General features: G+C 72.7%; 14 protein-coding genes and 2 pseudogenes. 12 read left to right on the top strand and 4 right to left on the bottom strand.

What is annotated here, in order from left to right:
• Positions 1-46: 46 nt before the first annotated feature.
• Complete coding sequence (locus tag AB0K00_RS05155; protein ID WP_363515572.1) at positions 47-1,084, bottom strand: phosphatidylinositol-specific phospholipase C domain-containing protein; 1,038 nt, start codon at positions 1,082-1,084, stop codon at positions 47-49.
• A 145-nt stretch (positions 1,085-1,229) separates the two neighbouring features.
• On the opposite strand from AB0K00_RS05155, the gene AB0K00_RS05160 reads away from it, so the two are divergent.
• The 6 genes from AB0K00_RS05160 (at position 1,230) to AB0K00_RS05185 (ending at position 8,849) form a co-directional block, all read left to right on the top strand.
• Positions 1,230-2,222 carry a hypothetical protein gene (locus AB0K00_RS05160; RefSeq protein ID WP_363515575.1) on the top strand — a complete coding sequence of 331 codons (993 nt, stop codon included), beginning with the start codon at positions 1,230-1,232 and terminating at the stop codon, positions 2,220-2,222.
• Positions 2,219-3,835, top strand: a complete 1,617-nt coding sequence (locus tag AB0K00_RS05165) for a VWA domain-containing protein (RefSeq protein WP_363515578.1) — start codon at positions 2,219-2,221, stop codon at positions 3,833-3,835. Before AB0K00_RS05160 ends, AB0K00_RS05165 begins: the two co-directional genes overlap by 4 nt.
• Before the next feature lie 74 nt (positions 3,836-3,909).
• Positions 3,910-4,797 carry a polyphosphate kinase 2 gene (ppk2, locus tag AB0K00_RS05170; protein ID WP_363515581.1) on the top strand — a complete coding sequence of 296 codons (888 nt, stop codon included), beginning with the start codon at positions 3,910-3,912 and terminating at the stop codon, positions 4,795-4,797.
• Positions 4,798-4,891: 94 nt separating this feature from the next.
• On the top strand, positions 4,892-5,716 hold the full coding sequence (locus AB0K00_RS05175; protein ID WP_363515584.1) for an MEDS domain-containing protein: 825 nt from the start codon (positions 4,892-4,894) through the stop codon (positions 5,714-5,716).
• 8 nt (positions 5,717-5,724) lie between these two features.
• The gene (gene malQ / locus AB0K00_RS05180) at positions 5,725-7,422 is read left to right on the top strand and encodes a 4-alpha-glucanotransferase (protein WP_363515587.1); all 1,698 of its coding nucleotides are present in this window, start codon (positions 5,725-5,727) and stop codon (positions 7,420-7,422) included.
• Between the two features lie 62 nt (positions 7,423-7,484).
• The gene (locus AB0K00_RS05185; RefSeq protein WP_363515590.1) at positions 7,485-8,849 is read left to right on the top strand and encodes an SPFH domain-containing protein; all 1,365 of its coding nucleotides are present in this window, start codon (positions 7,485-7,487) and stop codon (positions 8,847-8,849) included.
• A gap of 108 nt (positions 8,850-8,957) precedes the next feature.
• Here the strand turns inward: AB0K00_RS05185 and AB0K00_RS05190 are convergent, their stop codons facing one another.
• Positions 8,958-9,554 carry a GNAT family protein gene (locus AB0K00_RS05190; protein ID WP_363515593.1) on the bottom strand — a complete coding sequence of 199 codons (597 nt, stop codon included), beginning with the start codon at positions 9,552-9,554 and terminating at the stop codon, positions 8,958-8,960.
• A 394-nt stretch (positions 9,555-9,948) separates the two neighbouring features.
• Here AB0K00_RS05190 and AB0K00_RS05195 point away from each other — a divergent pair, with 394 nt between their 5' ends.
• The gene (locus AB0K00_RS05195; protein ID WP_363515596.1) at positions 9,949-11,601 is read left to right on the top strand and encodes a discoidin domain-containing protein; all 1,653 of its coding nucleotides are present in this window, start codon (positions 9,949-9,951) and stop codon (positions 11,599-11,601) included.
• A 38-nt stretch (positions 11,602-11,639) separates the two neighbouring features.
• Here the strand turns inward: AB0K00_RS05195 and AB0K00_RS05200 are convergent, their stop codons facing one another.
• Entirely contained in the window at positions 11,640-13,355 is a 1,716-nt protein-coding gene (locus AB0K00_RS05200; RefSeq protein ID WP_363515599.1) for a family 43 glycosylhydrolase, read from the bottom strand.
• Between the two features lie 162 nt (positions 13,356-13,517).
• Here AB0K00_RS05200 and AB0K00_RS05205 point away from each other — a divergent pair, with 162 nt between their 5' ends.
• From AB0K00_RS05205 to AB0K00_RS05225, 5 genes and pseudogenes are all read left to right on the top strand, one after another.
• Entirely contained in the window at positions 13,518-13,868 is a 351-nt protein-coding gene (locus tag AB0K00_RS05205) for a metalloregulator ArsR/SmtB family transcription factor (protein WP_363515602.1), read from the top strand.
• Positions 13,852-14,313: pseudogene (locus AB0K00_RS05210) on the top strand (SRPBCC domain-containing protein); the annotation flags it as partial. The gene AB0K00_RS05205 and the pseudogene AB0K00_RS05210, both read left to right, overlap by 17 nt.
• A gap of 42 nt (positions 14,314-14,355) precedes the next feature.
• Positions 14,356-14,745: a VOC family protein gene (locus AB0K00_RS05215; protein WP_363516434.1), complete on the top strand. Its 390-nt coding sequence runs from the start codon at positions 14,356-14,358 to the stop codon at positions 14,743-14,745.
• A gap of 593 nt (positions 14,746-15,338) precedes the next feature.
• A pseudogene (locus AB0K00_RS05220) lies at positions 15,339-16,061 on the top strand (DUF4184 family protein).
• A 15-nt stretch (positions 16,062-16,076) separates the two neighbouring features.
• Positions 16,077-16,424, top strand: a complete 348-nt coding sequence (locus AB0K00_RS05225) for a hypothetical protein (RefSeq protein ID WP_363515605.1) — start codon at positions 16,077-16,079, stop codon at positions 16,422-16,424.
• A 3-nt stretch (positions 16,425-16,427) separates the two neighbouring features.
• Here the strand turns inward: AB0K00_RS05225 and treZ are convergent, their stop codons facing one another.
• A complete protein-coding gene (treZ, locus tag AB0K00_RS05230; RefSeq protein ID WP_363515608.1) occupies positions 16,428-18,131 on the bottom strand; it encodes a malto-oligosyltrehalose trehalohydrolase in 1,704 nt (567 codons plus the stop codon).
• Positions 18,132-18,133: the final 2 nt, after the last annotated feature.

Below are 18,133 nucleotides of genomic sequence, written 5' to 3' on the forward strand. Positions count from 1 at the left end.
GGGGGTACCGGCCGGATGGTCGATCAGACGTGCGGCGTCGTGGTCGTCAGCCGCGCGGCACGACGGTGCCGAGGACGCCGGTGCCGGGGGACCAGTCGGCGGACACGACGGTGGCGCCGCGGCCGGCGAGCAGGTTGATCCGGGCCAGGGCCTGGGCGTTGGTGGGTGATGTGGGGTCGATCGGCGGGGGGACCGCGGAGGCGTCGGTCATGACGAGCAGGTAGCGGTTGGTGGTGTACCAGGTGGTGTCGATCGAGCCGTTGACGTAGGTGCTCGCGCTGCCGTCGAAGATGACGAACCAGGGCCGGATGGTGGTCTCGCTGTAGCGGGTGCGGGGGTCGCCGGCGGCGGCGTCGAGGACCGACGGGAAGGCCTGGGCCCGGGCAAGCGTGCCAGCGGCGGCGAGGTCGCGCAGGTGGCGGCCGTATTCGACGTCGGTGTCGAGGTTGTCGAACGGGTTGCCGCGTTCGAACGTCCCGGGGATGATCTCGAGCATGACCTTGCCGGCGAGGGCGGCGCGGGTCGGCCAGTTGTCGGCCTTCGCGGCGGCGTCGAGGGTGGCGTAGGAGCCCTTGAGGTCGGCGGGCTTGAACACCTTGGTGCCGAGCTTGGCGGCGACGAGGGTGTCGAAGTCGGCGGGGCCCAGGCCGTAGCGGCTGTCGAAGCCGGCCTTGAGCTCGATCTTGAGGTGCAGCGGGGCGTGGCCGGGGTGGGCGTCGCTCCAGATGCGGATGTCGTCGAGGCAGACGCCGAACTGCTGGTCGCGGGCGCCGGTGCGCAGCTGGGCGGGGGTGCTCGCGGCGGTGCAGTTGTTGCTGGTGCCGAACAGCTCGTGGTTGACCCGCCATCGGCGGGTGACGGTGTCGACCCAGATGTCGAACTCGAGCAGGGACGCGCCGGTGTCCAGGGCGTCGGCGAGGTAGGCGAACTTCGCCTTGTCGTAGGTGTTGTGGACGCCCACGGCGGTGCTGTGGGAGAGCTTGAGGGCGTCGGTGGGCCCGGCGGCGTGGGCGGTGGCAGGGGTGAGGAGGGCGGCTGCGACGACCGTCGAGAGGGTGACGGCGGTCAATGGCTTCCAGCGCATGCGGGGACGATATCCATCGATGTGGTCCGGGTGGGACCGGCGATGTGAACAACGGCCGAACGATCATCCACTGTGGACCAGGTGAACGGCGGCTGAACAGGGCATTGACGCCCGGGAGTTGCGCGAAAGGGGCACAATCAGGGCCGTGAGAAGGACCGGATTGCTGCTCGTCGTGGTGGTGCTGCTGGTCGTCGCCGGCGCCGCCATCGGCCATGTGCTCGGCCGCCGCGCCGACACCCGCGAGCTGACCGGCGTGATCGGGTCGGAGAAGGCCGGGTTCTTCGCCGACACGGCCGTCAAGGAGGCCCTGGCCGGGCACGGCTTCCGGCTGCGCCTGGACCCGGCCGGCTCCCGCCGCATGGCGGACATGGACCTCGGCGGCTACGACTTCGCGTTCCCCGGCAGCGCACCCGCCGCCGTCGAGATCACCCACCGCCGTGCCCCGGCCGGACCGCCGGTGAAGGTGTTCAGCTCGCCGCTCGCCGTCGCGAGCACCAGCCCGATCGCCGACCTGCTGCAGACCGCCGGGCTGGCCGGCCGCGCCGCTGACGGCCACCGCACCCTGGACCTGAAGGCGTTCGTCGCGGCCAACCAGCGCGGGCTGCGCTGGGACCAGATCCAGGGCAACGCGACCTTCCCGGTCCAGCGGGCGGTGCTGATCTCCACGACCCGGCCCGCCGACTCCAACTCCGCGGCGCTGCTCGCCGCCATCCTCAACACCGTCACCGGCGGTGACCTGGGCAAGGTCACGAAGGTCTTCGCCGACCAGGGCGCCGTGGACACCACCACCGAGGAGCCGTTCGAGAGCTGGCTGAGCCGCGGCAAGGACTTCGCGCCGCTGGTGCTGGTCTACGAGGCCCAGTTCATCGACCGTGGCACCGGCGCCGACCACGTGCTGCTCTACCCGTTGCCGACCATCGTCAGCGACCACACCGTCGTGCCGTTCACCGCCGCCGGCGCCGAACTGGCGAAGCTCCTGGCCACGGACCCGCAGCTGCAGCGCCTCGCCGCCGCGCACGGGTTCCGCACCGCCGGCTCGCCCGGCGCGGTCGCCCTCGGCGCCGCCGACACCATCCCGTCCCCGGACGAACCCACCCTGCACGCGCTGCTCGTCGCGCTGGAAGAGAGACTCGCATGAGGAAGCCCGCCGCGCTGATCGCCGTGGCCCTCGCCCTCACCGTCGGCCTGACCGCCTGCACGGAGAAACCCCAGGCCGAGAAGGGGGAGGCGCCGTTCCTCAAGGGCAACGGCACCCTGCGGGTCCTGGCCGGCAGCGAGCTGGCCGACCTGCAGCCGATCCTGGACGACGCGGCCCGCGCCACCGGCGTCACCGTCAAGCTCACCGCGACCGGCACCCTCGACGGCGTCGAGTCCGTCGTGCAGGGCAACGCCGCGAAGCAGTACGACGCGACCTGGTTCGCCAGCAACCGCTACCTGCAGCTGCACCCCGACGCCACGACCCGCATCGGCACCGCCACCAAGGTCGCCGCCTCACCCGTCGTGCTCGGCCTGCGCAGGTCCGTCGCGCAGCAGCTCGGGTGGCTGGAGACCCGCCCGACGTGGAGCGAGATCGCGGTCGCCGCCGGCGAGCACCGCTTCACCTACGGGATGACCAACCCGGCCGCCTCCAACTCCGGGTTCTCGGCCCTCGTCGGGGTCGCGGCCGCGATCGCCGGGACCGGCGCGGCGCTGACCGCCGACCAGATCGGGCCGATCACCCCGCGGCTGCGGGCGTTCTTCGCCGGGCAGAGCCTCACCGCCGGCTCGTCCGGCTGGCTGATGGACGCCTACCTGCGCGCCGCCGCCGAGGGCCGGCCCGTGGACGGCCTGGTCAACTACGAGTCGGTGCTGCTGTCGCTGAACGCGTCCGGCAAGCTCGCCGAGCCGCTCACCGTGATCTACCCGGCCGACGGGGTCGTCACCGCCGACTACCCGCTGACGCTGCTGGCGGGCGCGTCCGAGCAGGCCCGTACCAACTACGCCGCGGTCGCCGACTACCTGCGCCGGCCCTCCGTCCAGCGGCAGATCATGGCGAAGACGTGGCGGCGCCCGGCGGTGCCGGACCCGTCGCTCACCCTGGCGCCGGAGTTCGGGCCGAAGTCCGGCAACCTGCCGGAGCTGCCGTTCCCCGGCAAGCTCGACGCCGCCGACGCGCTGATCGGCGCGTTCGGCGACTCGCTGCGCCGCCCCGCCCGCACGATCTACGTGCTGGACCTGTCCGGGTCGATGAAGGGCGAGCGGCTGCAGGGGCTCAAGACCGCGCTGACCGGGCTCACCGGCGCAGACGCGAGCCTGTCCGGGCAGTTCAGCCGGTTCAACGGCCGGGAGCAGGTGGTGCTGCTGCCGTTCAGCACCAAGCCCGGCACGCCGAGCACGTTCGAGCTGCCGGAGGCCGACTTCACCCCGGTGCTGGCGCAGATCCGCGGCCAGGTGGACAAGCTCAAGGCCGAAGGTGACACGGCGATCTACGACGCGCTGCTGGCCGCCTACGGCCTGGCCGGGTCCGGCGGCGACCGGTTCACCTCGATCGTGCTGCTCACCGACGGCGAACGCACCGCCGGCGCGGACCTCGCCGCGTTCCGGGCGAAGCTGCCGCAACTGCCCAAGGTGCCGGTCTTCACCGTGCTGTTCGGCGAGGGGAACACCGGCGAGATGACCGAGGTCGCCACGCTCACCGGCGGCCGCACCTTCGACGCCCGGGCGGCCGGCGCGCTGCCCGCCGCGTTCAAGGAGATCCGCGGCTACCAGTGACCTTGCGGTCCCGGTAATGCGATGTTCAAACCCCGGCAGTGGTGAAACGGCGGGCGAGAGGGTACATCAGTGGGATGGCTGACCTCTCGCTCGACGACTACGTGGTCGAGGACGACGACGATGACGACCCCGTGCTGCTGCGCAAGGACGGGCAGCCGGTCGACACCTGGCGGGAGGACTACCCGTACGAGGAGCGGCTGACCCGCGACGAGTACGACAAGACCAAACGCCTGCTGCAGATAGAGCTGCTGAAGCTGCAGAACACGCTGAAGTCCCGCGGTGAGCGCCTCGTCATCCTGTTCGAGGGCCGCGACGCCGCGGGCAAGGGCGGCACCATCAAACGGTTCATGGAGCACCTGAACCCGCGCGGCGCCCGGGTCGTCGCGCTGGAGAAGCCCAGCGAGCGCGAGTCGACGCAGTGGTACTTCCAGCGCTACGTCCAGTACCTGCCGGCGGCCGGGGAGTTCGTGCTGTTCGACCGGTCCTGGTACAACCGGGCCGGGGTCGAGCGGGTCATGGGCTTCTGCACCCGCGCGGAGTACCTCGAGTTCATGCGGGAGGCGCCGGAGCTGGAGCGGATGCTCGTGCGGTCCGGGATCAACCTGGTGAAGTTCTGGTTCTCGGTGTCGCGCAACGAGCAGAAGACCCGGTTCCTGATCCGGCAGGTCGACCCGGTCCGGCAGTGGAAGCTGTCGCCGATGGACCTCGCCTCGCTGGACAAGTGGGACGACTACACCGAGGCGAAGGAGGCGATGTTCTTCTACACCGACACCGCCGACGCGCCCTGGACGGTGGTCAAGTCCAACGACAAGAAGCGCGCCCGGATCGAGGCGATGCGGCACGTGCTCAACCGCTTCAACTACGAGAACAAGGACGTCGGTCTCGTCGGCACCCCCGACCCGCTGATCATCGGCGCCGCCGCCCTCGCCGACGACGCCGCGGACGACGCGCCACGGCTCTGAGATCGTGTCCCGTGGATCGGCGCGGCCCGCGACGGGCCTCCGGCGCACGGGACACGCTCTAGTGCGAAATCGGATTCATCCATAGGCTGGTGAGGTGTCGGAGGGGCGCGAAGATCGGTCGTGGCGGCTGGGTGACCACGTCAGCGTCACCTACGCGGCCGACGACGAGTGCCGCGAGCTGCTGACCAGCTACCTGCGGGCCGGCCTCCGCCCGGGTCAACGGGTGGTGATCTTCCTGGACACCGACGACGCGGACCTGGCCCGGCAGCTCATCGCCGCGGCACCTGACGCCACACCCGGGCAGCTCGTCATCCTCATGCTCGGCGCCGGGTTCGACGTGTCCGGTCCGACCAAGGTCCAGCAGATGCTCGACGGGCTCGCCGCCGCGCTGGCCAGGGCCGCCACCGACGGCCAGCACGGGCTGTTCGTCGCCGGGAAGATGACCTGGACGCTGCGGGCCGGCCTGGACACCGCCGACCTGGTCGCCTACGAGTCGGCGGTGAACCGGTTCTTCGGCGACGGCCGGATCGCCGCACTGTGCCTGTATGACCGGCGCCGCTTCGACAAGGCGGCCCTCGCCGCCATCGGCTCGGTGCATCCCGGGCCGCTGCTGCGCTTCACCCTCGGCGGCTGGGGCGCCCACCTGCGGCTGTCCGGCGAGCTCGACGCCTCCAACGCCGCCTCCCTGCCGTCCATCCTCTCCATGGTCGCCGAGGCCGACAGCACCGTCCTGCTCGACGCCAGCGAGCTGCGGTTCCTCGACGCCGCCGGGGCCGGCACCATCGTGCGGTTCGCCGCGTCCCGGCCCACCCGGCACACCGTGGTGCGCTGCACCCGCGGCGTCCGGCAGGCGCTGAGCCTCGTCGGCGCCGACACCGTGCCGAGCCTGGTGCTTCGCGACCAGGTCACCGGGGTATGACCTTTCGCGTGCCAGGCTTCCACCGCGGTGTCGCGACCTTTTACGAAACCTCCGACGGCCGACGCGTCGACATCGACCCCACCGTGGTGGAGACGGTGCTGTCGCTGCTCGGACCGCCCGCCGTCCCGTCCGCCACCGCGCCGGTCACGCCGGCCGGGCCGTTGCCGGAGGTCCCGCGCACCTGGGGGTGGATGCTGCAGCTGTACGGGGTGCGCTCCGCCGCCTCGTGGGGCGTGGGCGACCTCGCCGACCTGGCCGAGTTCACCCGCTGGGCGAAGTCCACCGGCGCGGGCGCGATCCTGGTCAACCCGCTGCACGCGGTGGCGCCCGTCGACCCGTTGCCGGCCTCGCCGTACTCGCCGTCGTCGCGGCGGTTCGTGAACCCGCTGTACCTGCGCGTCACCGACCTGCCGGAGTACCGCGACGCGCCGGCCGAGCTGCGCGCCGCGGTCGACGCGCTGCGCCCCGCGGGGTCGCCGCCGGACGGGCTGATCGACTACGACGGCGTGTGGCGGGCGAAACGGCAGGCCCTGACGCTGCTGTGCCCGACCGCCGGGACCACCCCGGCGGAGCGCTCCGACCTGACGGACTTCGCCGTGTACTGCGCGCTCGTCGCCGACCACGGCCCCGACTGGCGGACCTGGCCCGACGAGCTGCGCCGCCCCGGACCCGCCGCGTACGCCGCCGCCGACCCGGCCGCCGTCGCGTTCCACACGTGGCTGCAGCGGCGCTGCGCCGAGCAGCTCGCCAACGCCAACGCCGCCGCCGAGGGGATGGCGGTCGGCATCATCCACGACCTTGCCGTCGGCATCGACCCCGGCGGCGCCGACGCGTGGACGCTGCAGGACGTCATCGCTGCCGGCGCGAAGGTCGGCGCCCCACCGGACGCGTTCAACCAGCAGGGGCAGGACTGGGGCCTGGCCACGTGGAGCCCGGACCGGCTCGCCGACACCGGATACGCCGCCTGGCGGACCCTGCTGCGGGAGATCTTCCGCCACGCCGGCGGGCTGCGCGTCGACCACGTCGCCGGGCTGTGGCGGCTGTGGTGGGTCCCGCCGGGCCAGTCCCCGGTGCACGGCACCTACGTGTACTACGACGACGCGGCGATGCTCGGCATCCTCGTCGAGGAGGCGAAGCTGGCCGGCGCCGTCGTCGTCGGCGAGGACCTCGGCACCGTCGAGGACGTCGTCACCACGACCCTGCAGGACCGCAACATCCTCGGCTCCGCGGTGCTGTGGTTCGCCCGCGACGACGAGGGCCGGTTCCTGCCGCCCGGCGACTGGCCCGACAACGCCCTGGCCAGCGTCTCCACTCACGACCTGCCGACCGCCGCCGGATTCCTGTCCGGCGAGCACGTGCTGGCCCGGGCCGAGGCCGGCGTCCTCACCCGCGACGTCAAGCTCGAGTGGGCCGCCGCGACCGCCGACCGCACCGCGCTGCTCGACCTGCTCGACGCCGAGGGGCTCACCGGCCCCGACAGCACCGACGAGGAGATCGTCCTGGCCATGCACCAGCTGCTGCTGCGCACCCCGTGCCGGGTCGTGCTCGCCTCCCCGTACGACGTGCTCGGCGAGGCCCGCCAGCCGAACCTGCCGGGCACGACCTCGCAGTACCCGAACTGGCGCATCCCGCTGCCGCTGACGCTGGAGGAGCTGACCACCGACGCGCGGATGAAGCAGATCGCGGACCTGTTCAATACCCAGTAGCGCGCCCTTGACGGGGTTGGCCAAGATGGGTGCCCGGAATCCCACGATCAGGGAGCGGGCGGATGTCGAGCGGGAACACCTACCTCGAGCAGGTTGTCGCACAACAGGAACGCCTCGAGGCGGACCTGCGCTCCAAGCGCAGCGTCGCCCCGGCGGCGCCGGCGCAGAACGTCGCCCCCGGCGGCCCGACCCGCGGCGGCGGCCGGCAGCAGGCCAGCCAGCCCGCGCCGAACGCGGTCGAGGTGCGGGTCACCGGGTTCGGCCGGTGGAAGACCGTCATCGTCCCGCCGAACGCGTTCGTCGTGCACACCCGCCGCGGCCGCGGCGAGCCGCTGCACGTGGGGCTCGGCGTGTCGTTCCGGTACAACCCGGCGACCGACTCCTACCTCGTCGTGCCCGGCGCCATGCAGACCATCCTGATCAACGCGTTCTGCATCTGCCGGGAACTGCAGGGCGTCCTCGTCCAAGCGTACGTGCAGTGGATCATCCAGGACTTCTCCACCGCCTACCGCAAGCTCGACTTCGGCGACGTCGAGGACCCGATGCGGCTGGTCAACCTGCAGCTCAAGGAGCAGGCCGAGGCGGCGATCAAGGACAAGGTCGCGACGCTCGGCGTCAGCGACGTCCTGTCCGACAAGCAGCCGATCATCGAGGAGCTGACCGCCCGGCTGCGCGCCGTCGCCGAGGGCGCCGACCGCGCCGACGAGGGGCTCGGCCTGCGCATCGTCACCGTGCAGATCAAGGAGGCCGTGGTCAGCTCGTCGCGGCTGTGGGAGAACCTGCAGAAGCCGTACCGCTCCGAGCAGGGACGCATCGCCCGTCTCGCCGAGCTCGCCGCCGAGGAGGCGATCGGCGCGCGGGAGCTCGCCGCGTCCCGGCTGCGGCAGTCCGCGCAGATCGAGAGCGACCGGGAGCTCGCCGACCTGCGGGCCCGCAACGCCGCGCTGCAGTTCGACCAGGAGGCCGGGGAGCAGCTGCGCCGCTCGCAGCGGCAGGAGGAGGACAGCCGCGCCCTCGCCGACCTGCAGGACGCGACGACCCGGCACGCGATGGCCCTGGAACGCGAACGCGCCGCGGAGGAGGCCGAGATCGGGCGGCTGCGCATCGAACGCGAGACCGAGCTGCGCCGCCTCACCGTCGACGGCGAGCTGGCCCTCGGCACCGTGCGCGCCCAGGCGGCACACGAGCAGGCGCTGCTGGAGCTGGAGCGGACCCGGCTGCGGGCCGACATCGACAACGCCCAGTCCGCGGAGAGCATCCAGGCGAAGCTCGTCGACGCCCTGCCGGAGATCGTGTCGAAGCTGCCGAAGCCCGCCGAGCTGCGCGCCGTCACCATCGGCGGCAACGACACCACCACGGTCGGCGGCCTGCTCGCCGAGCTGGCCGGCGTCGTCGGTGCCCTCCAGGCGACCCTGAAGAAGCCATGAGCGCCCGCCGGCGTCGACCCCCGGTCGGCACCGGCGAGCCCGCGGCCGGCGCCGGTGCCGTCGCCGGTTCGGTGGGTCGGTGGGCCGGTGGGCGGTCCGGTGGACCGGTCAGCCGATCGGGGTGAAGGGACGCTTGCAGCGGCGGCGAGCCGTCGGGTCCAGGCGTCGCCACCTGACCGACGACATGACCCGGCCGTCGGGCAGCGTGTGCGGCACCACGCCCTCGACCGGCAGGAACCCGGCCGCCGCGAGCCAGCGGCGGCTCGCCTCGTTGTCGGTCTCGCACCGGGCCCGCAGCTCCACGATGCCGAAATGCTGATGGGCGAAGGCACAGACCAGGTCGAGGGCCTCCCGGCCGAACCCGAACCGCCGGAACGCCGGGTGGACCAGACCGCCGACTTCCATGAACCCGTCCTCGGCGCGGCCGAACCCGACACTGGCGACGGCCACCCCGGTCTGCGGATCCCGGGCCAGGAACTCGGCGCCCTCGTCGGCGATCACCATCGGGTCGGTCTCGTCCCGCTCGACATACGGGCCGTCCTCGCCCCAGCCGAGCCGGAACCTTGCCTCGGCGTCGGCGAGCTGCGCCCACACGTCGATCAGCTCCTGCCGGCGCGGGATGCTGAGCTCCAGCCGCGCCGACGTCACGCTGTGCGCCCCGCCGAACCCGCACTTGAGGGACGACACCGCCACGTTGCCGAACATCCGTGAGACGCTACCCGACGCCGCCGGCACCCGGCCGCCGACCGGACATTCATCGTTGACGAAGCGTCCGAGCTGCTGCAAAATTTAGCGCACGAGCCGCAAGTTCTGAACAGGCGAGAGTCGCGCACCGCCAACCGCGCATCGCCGCCCGCGCATCGTCCCGGCCCGTGCTCCTGCACCGTGCTCGGCTTCACCCCCCGAACGCCCGCCCGCAGCATCTGACCGGTCACCCGAGCGGTCGAGGTGCGCATCCGTGCAGCGACGGACCGCGGCCGTCGGCGCCGCGACTGTGCGCCGCGCCGCTTCCGCGGCGTGCGCGCGTGCCCGCGGCCGGGCGCCTCGCCCTCGGCGGAGGCCGCTCGCCGCCGCCGACATCCGCACCAGGAGAGGCGTCATGAACACCAGCAGAGCGAGATGGCGGTTGCTCTGTGCCGCCCTCGTCACCGGCCTGCTCGCCGCCGCCACCCCCGGCGTCCCAGCCCTCGCCGCGGGTGGCCCCAACCTCGCGATCGGCAGGCCCGCCTCGGCCGGCGGAGCCAACGCCGGATACGGGCCGAACAACATCACCGACGGCAACCCGAACACGTACTGGGAAGGCCCGGTCAACGCATTCCCGCAATGGGTTCAGGTCGACCTGGGCGCCGCCGCCAGCATCGACCAGGTGGTGCTGAAACTGCCGCCCGCGTGGGGCACCCGCACCCAGACGCTCAGCGTGTCCGGCAGCGCCGACGGGTCGAATTTCACCGTGCTGGCACCGTCGGCCGGGCGGGTGTTCAACCCGGCCACCGCCAACACCGTCACTATCGGGCTGGCGCCGGCCGGCGTCCGCTACGTGCGGGTCACCTTCAGCGCCAACACCGGCTGGCCGGCCGCGCAGCTCGCCGAGCTCGAGGTCTCCGGCGCGGCCGGCGCGACCCCCGACCTGGCGGCCGGCAAGCCCCTGACGGCCAGCAGCGCGCTGCCCGGGTACGCCGCCGGCAACGCCCACGACGGCAACCGCGGCACGTACTGGGAGAGCACCAACAACGCCTGGCCGCAGTGGCTCCAGGTGGATCTCGGCGCGGCGGTGACCGTCAGCCGGGTCGTGCTGCGGCTGCCCGCGCACTGGGGCACCCGGACCCAGACCCTCGCGGTGCAGGGCAGCACCACCGGCACCGCGTTCACCGACCTGGTGACCTCCAGCGGGTACGTGTTCAACCCGGCCGACGCCAACACCGTCACCATCGCGTTCCCGGCGACCGCGACCAGGTACGTGCGGCTGCTGATCACCGCCAACACCGCGCAGCCCGGCGGGCAGGTCGCCGAGTTCGAGGTCTACGGACCCGGCACCGGTGACGGCAAGCCGGACCTCACCGTCGCCGCGGCCGGCTGGAGCCCCGCCGCCCCGACGGAGTCGACCCCGATCACCCTGGCGGCGACCGTCGCCAACACCGGCGCCGCGGCGTCGGCACCGACGAACGTCAACTTCTACGTGGTCCCCAACCCCGGGCCCGCCGTCCTGCCGCCGGTCGCCGCCACCGCGCCGGTCGGAGCCCTGGCGCCCGGCACCTCCGTCACCGTGACCGCCACCATCGGCGCCCGCGCCGCCGGAGCCCACGTCATCACCGCCAGGGTCGACGAGGCCAACGCGGTCGTCGAGCAGAACGAGCTAAACAACAGCTACACCAACCCGGCCAACATGCTCGTCAGCGCACTGCCCGCCTCGGACATCGTCCTGGCCCAGGTGAGCTGGACACCCACCACCCCGGCGGCCGGCACCACGGTCGCCTTCTCGGTCAGCATCCGCAACCAGGGCACCATCGCCACGAGCGCCGACCCGCACAGCATCGCGGTGACCGTCCTCAGCAGCACCGGCGCGGTGGTCCACACGACCGGCGGCACGTATGCCGGCGCGATCCCGCCCGGCGGCACCGCCGGCCCGGTCAGCGCGGGGACCTGGACCGCGGCGAGCGGCGAGTACCTCGTCCGGATCACCCTCGTGCCGGACGCGAACGAGACGCCGCCGAGGCAGGGCAACAACACCGGCACCTACGTGCTGTCGGTCTAGCGAAGCGGGGGTCTCCGGCCCGGAGACCCCCGCACCCGTCACGTCAGGCGGAACACCTGGGCGGCGGAGGTGTTGCAGTCCCAGATGCGCAGCGCGGTGCCGTTGGCGGTCGCGCCGTTCGGGGAGTCCAGGCAGCGGCCGGACGCCGGGTTGCGCAGGGTTCCGTTCGCCTGTGGTACCCACTGTTGCGCGCCGCCGCCGTTGCAGTCCCAGAGCTGGACGGGCGCGCCGTTGGCGGTGGACCCGCCGGTGACGTCCAGGCACCGGCCCAGGGTGCGCAGGGTCCCGGCCGACGGGGTCCAGTGCTGGTCGGCGGCGGCGGCGAGGCAGTCCCACAGCTGGACGCGGGCGCCGTTGACGCCGATGTCGTCGCCGGACACGTCGACGCACTTGCCGCCGGGGCCGGTGATCGTGCCGGTCGACAGCCGGAACACCTGTGCGGCGGAGGCGTTGCAGTCCCAGATGCGCAGCCGGGTCCCGTTGGCGGTCGCGCCGTTGGGGGAGTCGAGGCAGCGGCCGGACGCCGGGTTGCGCAGGGTTCCGTTTGCCTGTGGTACCCACTGTTGCGCGCCGCCGCCGTTGCAGTCCCAGAGCTGGACGGGCGCGCCGTTGGCGGTGGACCCGCCGGTGACGTCCAGGCACCGGCCCAGGGTGCGCAGGGTCCCACCCGACGCGGTCCAGTGCTGGTCGGCGGCCGAGGCGAGGCAGTCCCACAGCTGGATCGCGGCGCCGTTGCCGCCGGAGTCGTCGCCGGACACGTCGACGCACTTGCCGCCGGGCCCGGTGAGGAGACCGCCGGCGGCCGGGGCGGGCCGGGCCTCGACGCCGGTCGCGGTCATCGTGACGCGCTGGATCGAGCCGTCCCCGTTGAAGTACATGCGGTCCAGTGCCGCGTACCGCTTGCTGTAGTCGGCGTTCTGATACCGGTGGTAGACCATGTACCAGTCGTCGGTGCCCGGGTACTGCAGCATGCCGTTGTGGCCCGGGCCGTTGTACGCGCCGGTCGCGGACAGGATCTGCCCGCCGTAGGTCCACGGGCCGAGCGGACCCGGTCCGGTCGAGTACTGCACGTTGTAGCTGTTGTTGTTGTACGCGCCGTTGGAGTACTGCAGGTAGTAGCGGCCGGCCCGTTTGAACACGAACGGCGCCTCGGTGAAGTTCTGCGGCCGCTGGACGGTCACCGCGCCGCTGACGGAGACCATGTCGGCGCCGAGCCGGAAGATGCCCAGGTTGCCGCCGCCGGCGGAGCCGCCGAAGTACAGGTACGCCTGGCCGTCGTCGTCGACGAAGACCATCGGGTCGATCGCCTCGATGCCGTTGAACAGCTGGCCCTGCACGAGCGGGGAGCCCTTGTCGCGGCACGGGCCGACGGGCGAGTCGCACACGGCGACCGCGACCGACGTGGCGATCGCCGTGTAGAAGTAGTACTTCCCGTTGCGGTACACCATGTCCGGCGCCCACGTGCGGTTGTCGGTGGACGCCCAGCCGACCGTGGCGCGGTCCAGCACGACGCCGGCGTCGACCCAGTTGGTCAGGTCGGTGGAGCGCCACGCGTGGAAGTACCGGCCCGGCGCGTCGGTCGTGCCGCCGCTGGCGGTGGTGTACACGTAGTAAGCGTCGTTGAACAGTTCGATCGTCGGGTCCGGGTGGTCCCCGGGCAGGATCGGATTCCCTGACGTGGCGGCGTGGGCGGGCGCGGCGGCCGTCATCAGCACCGCGGCAACGGCCACCAGCAGGGCGAGGGCACGTTTCATGGCAACTCTCCTGACGCGACACATGGCGGTGTGTCGATGCACGATTATGCGCACCTGCGGCGGCTTCTGAAAGATCCTGTTGGAAAATGTTCCGCTTGACGTGGCGTACCCCGGCGGTCTTAAATAACCGAGAGGTTAGATAACCAAATGGTGAGGTAACCGATGGTCACGGATCAGCTCAGCGCCACCTTCGCGGCACTCGCCGACCCGACGCGGCGGGCGATCCTCGCCCGGCTGACGCGCGGCGAGGCCACCGTCAAGGAGCTGTCCGCCCCCTTCGCCATGAGCGGCCCGGCGATCTCCAAGCACCTGCGGGTCCTGGAGCACGCCGGCCTGATCAGCCGCGGCCGCGAGGCGCAGTGGCGCCCCTGCCGGCTGGAGGCCGCACCGATGCGCGAGGTGACGGAGTTCGCCGAGGAATACCGGCGGTTCTGGGACGAGAACTACGCACGACTCGACAGCTATCTCAAGACCCTGCAACAGAAGGACGGCACCCATGATCACGACGAATGAGCCCGGCGTCACCACGTTCGAGCTGCCCAGCGACACCGACATCCAGATCCGGCGCACCGTCGCCGCGCCGCGCGCCCTCGTCTTCGACTGCTACACCAAGCCCGAGCACCTGCCCAACTGGATGGCCGGCCCGCCCGGGTGGAGCATGCAGGTCTGCGAGATCGACCTGCGCCCCGGCGGCGCGTTCCGCTACGTGCTGCGCGGCGAGGGCGACGCCCAGCTGACCCTCAGCGGCACGTTCCAGGAGGTCGAGCGCCCGCTGCGGGTCGTCAGCACCGAGACGTGGGGCCCCGAGTGGCCCGAGACCCTCAACACGCTGACCTTCACCGCGTTCGGCAGCCACACCACGATCACCACCCTGGTCCGCTACCCCTCCCAGGAGGCGCGCGACGCCGCCCTGCAGTCCGGGATGAAGGAAGGCATGGAGGCCGGCTTCGCCAGCCTGGAGTCCTACGTCGCCGGCATCGACCTGCCGCCGGTGCCCGACATGCGCCTCGAGCTCGTGCCGGTCCCCGTCGCCGACGTCGACCGCGCCCTCGCGTTCTACGTCGACCTGCTCGGCTTCCACCTCGACCACGACGTCCAGCCCGGAAACGGCGCCCGCGTCACCCAGCTCACCCCGCCCGGCTCGGCGTGCTCGATCGTGCTGTACAAGGACCTGCCGGGCCTCGACCTGCCCAACGGCACGCTGCGCGGCCTGCACCTGGTCGTCGCCGACATCCACAAGTCCCGCGAGATCCTGCTCGCCCGCGGCGTCGAGGTCGGCGGCGTCGACGACATGGGCGGTATCCTGTTCGTCGCCTTCGCCGACCCCGACGGCAACACCTGGCTCCTGCAGGAGATCCCCGCCGGCGCCCACCGCCCCGAAGGCACCTGACCACCCGCTGGCCCGCCCGCTGCCTGCCTGCCCGCCCGCCGCCTCGCGACACGCCGGACCGCGCGGGCCGCGAGGCGAGGAGGCCGGGAGCGAGGGGTGGAGGGGTGTAGGGGCGGGGGGCAAGGCGCAGGGTGGGAGACGCGGGGCAAGGCGCGAGGCGCGAGGGCAAGGCGAGAAGGCGGAGGGCGAGGCGACAAAGGCCGGCCCCACCGCAGGCCGCGGGGGCGCGAGGCGGAGGGGGCAAGGTGCGGGGCAGGAGGCGCGGGGCGAGGCGGGAAGGCGGGGGCGAGGCGACGAAGGCCGGCCCCCATCGCAGGCCGCGGGGGCGCGAGGTGGAGAGGGCAAGGCGCGGGGGGCGAGGCGGGAAGGCGGGGCGAGGCGACAAAGGCCGGCCCCCACCGCAGGCCGCGGGGGCGCGAGGCGGAGGGGGCAGGGCGCGGGGCAGGAGGCGCGGGGGCGAGGCGAGAAGGCCGGGGCGAGGGCGCGAGGCGCGGACGCGACCGGGGCGCGGCGGGAAGTAATGCGCGAGGCGCTGGGAGCAGTCGGTGGTGCAGGACGGGCTGGGCGTGCTGATCTAGGCTCGCCGGGTGCCGATGACGTTCCCGTCCCACGCCGCGGCCGTGCTGCCGTTCAAGTTCACAAGGCGGCGCTGGTTCGACGGGGTGGCACTGGTCATCGGCTCCGCCGCGCCGGACTTCCCGTATTCGGTGGCGCCGTACGTGTAGTACAACGCGCACACGTGGCTGGGTCTGCTGGTGTTCTGTGTGCCGGTGACGGTGCTGCTGACCTGGCTGACCCGCCGCGCCGCACCGGCCGTCGTCGCGCACCTGCCGCGCTGGACGAGGGACTACGCCGCGCTGCGGCAGCACCGCTTCCCGCTGTACGTGACGTGCCTGTCCGCCTGGATCGGCGCCTGGTCGCACCGGATGTGGGACCTCGTCACCCACAAGGGCGTCCCGGCCCGCGGCACCCAGGACTGGTCGTTCCTCAACGCCGAGGCGTTCGCCGGCCAGCCCTGGTGGCGGGTGCTGCACTACGGCTCGACCGTGCTCGGCGCGCTGCTCGTCCTCGCCGCCGCCCGGCACATCCACCGCACCGGCTGGCTGCTCACCGACGGCCCGGCCGTCCCCGGCCCGGCGGACCCGCGCCGGTTCTGGACCGTCGTCGCGGTCGTCTGCGTGCCGGGTGCCGCCGTGCAGCCGTTTCTCACCTGGTTCACCGAACCCCAGGCGCTCATCGTCCGGCTTCTGGAGCTCGGCTGCTTCGCCCTGCTCGCCGCGGCCTGGATAACCAGTCGCCGCAGGCGGCCCGGCTGATCTACCGTCCGAGGCATGTCGCATCGACACCTGTTCGGTTACGAGGGGCTGACGTCGCACCGGGCGTACGCGGGCGAGTTCGACGCCGCGTTCACCCCCGACCGCTTCGCCGAGCTGCACACCGCCCTGGCCGCCTGGGACCGGGGCCCGACCGCCCCCCGGCCCCGCACCCGCCCCCGCCGCTCGGCGGCCTGCCCCAACCCGCCCCGGCGGCAGTCCTACACGGCAACCGCCGGCTGGTCCGCCCCCCGCGTCGACGTCCGCCCGCACCAGAGCTGGCGCTCGGACCGCGTCCGGGCCCGGGCCCGCCGCTGGTCGGCAAACACCCCGGGCTGGCGCACGGCCGCAATGCACCGGCGCTAGCCATCAGAGGACCGCAGCGGACTCCGGGGGCAGGGTCAAGGTGTCGGCCTGCAGGACGGCCGTGTCGTCGGTGGTGAAGAGCAGGCAGTCCGCGGACAGCGGGACGGTGCGCGGGTCGGCGGTCAGGTTCGCCACGACCACGTGCGGGCCGCGGCGGATCAGCAGGACACCGTCGTCGTGGGTGACCTCGACCAGGTCCAGCCGCGGGTCGGACAGGGCCGGGTGACGCTTGCGCAGGGCGAGCAGCGACCGGTACACCGCCGCCGTCGCCGGGTCCTGGGCGGACCAGTCCAGGTGTGAGCGCTGGAACGTCGCCGGGTCCTGGGGGTCGGGGACGTCGCCGGGCGGCCAGCCGTGCTCGGCGAACTCGGCCCGCCGCCCCTCCCGCACCGCCGACGCCAGTTCGGGCTCGGGGTGGCTGGTGAAGAACTGCCACGGGGTGCGGGCGCCGAACTCCTCGCCCATGAAGAGCATCGGCGTGAACGGCGACGTGAGCAGCAGCGTCGCGCCGACCTTGAGCAGGCCGGGTGACAGCACCGCGGTCAGGCGGTCGCCGGTGGCGCGGTTGCCGATCTGGTCGTGGTTCTGCAGGCAGACCACGAACCGGTGGCCGGGGATGCGGTGGGTGTCGACCGGCCGGCCGTGCACCCGCCTGCGGAACGACGACCAGGTGCCGGCGTGGAAGAACGCCTCCGTCCACACGGTGGCGAAGCAGGCGGGGGAGCCGAAGTCGCCGTAGTACCCCTGCCGTTCGCCGGTGAGCATGGCGTGCAGCGCGTGGTGGACGTCGTCGTCCCACTGGGCGTGCAGGCCGTAGCCGCCGGCCTCGCGGGCGGTGACGAGCTTCGCGTCGTTGAGGTCGGACTCGGCGATCAGCGACAGGGGCCGCCCGACGGCCGTGGAGAGCGCGTCCACCGCGACGGCGAGCTCCTCGAGCAGGTGCGTGGCGCCGCGGTCGACGAGGGCGTGCACGGCGTCCAGGCGCAGGCCGTCGGCGTGGTAGTCGCGCAGCCATTGCAGGGCGCTGTCGATGATGAACGCGCGGACCTCGCCGGAGTCGGCCTCGTCGAGGTTCAGCGACCGGCCCCATGTGTTCGCGCCGGCCGACAGGTAGGGGCCGAACATCGGGGTGTACGCGCCGGACGGGCCGAAGTGGTTGTAAACGGCGTCGATGACGACCCCGAGCCCGGCCTGGTGCGCGGCGTCGACGAACCGTTTGAGGCCGTCGGGGCCGCCGTAGCTCTCCTGCACGGCGTGCCAGCCGACGCCGTCGTAGCCCCAGTTCCACTCGCCGTTGAACGTGTTGACGGGCAGCAGCTCGACCAGGTCGACGCCGAGGTCGCGCAGGTAGGGCAGCTTCCCGATGGCGGCGTCGAAGGTGCCCTCGGGGGTGAACGTGCCGACGTGCAGCTCGTAGATCACGCTGCCGGGCAGCTGCCGGCCGGTCCAGTTGCCGTCGTTCCAGGTGTACGTGTCGTGCTCGTACACCTGGCTGAGGCCGTGCACGCCGGTGGGCTGCCGGCGCGAGCGCGGGTCGGGCAGCACCTGCCCGTCGTCGAGCACGAACCCGTAGTCGGTGCCGTGGCCGGCGTCCGGCAGCGTCAGCGTCCACCAGCCGCCGCCGTCGGGCGCCATCGGCAGTGCCGTGCCGCCGGTCGACAGTGCCACGCTGCGGGCCGCCGGGGCCCAGACGCGGAACTCGTGCACGG

Source organism: Dactylosporangium sp. NPDC049525, from assembly GCF_040676755.1.
Lineage (GTDB): Bacteria > Actinomycetota > Actinomycetes > Mycobacteriales > Micromonosporaceae > Dactylosporangium.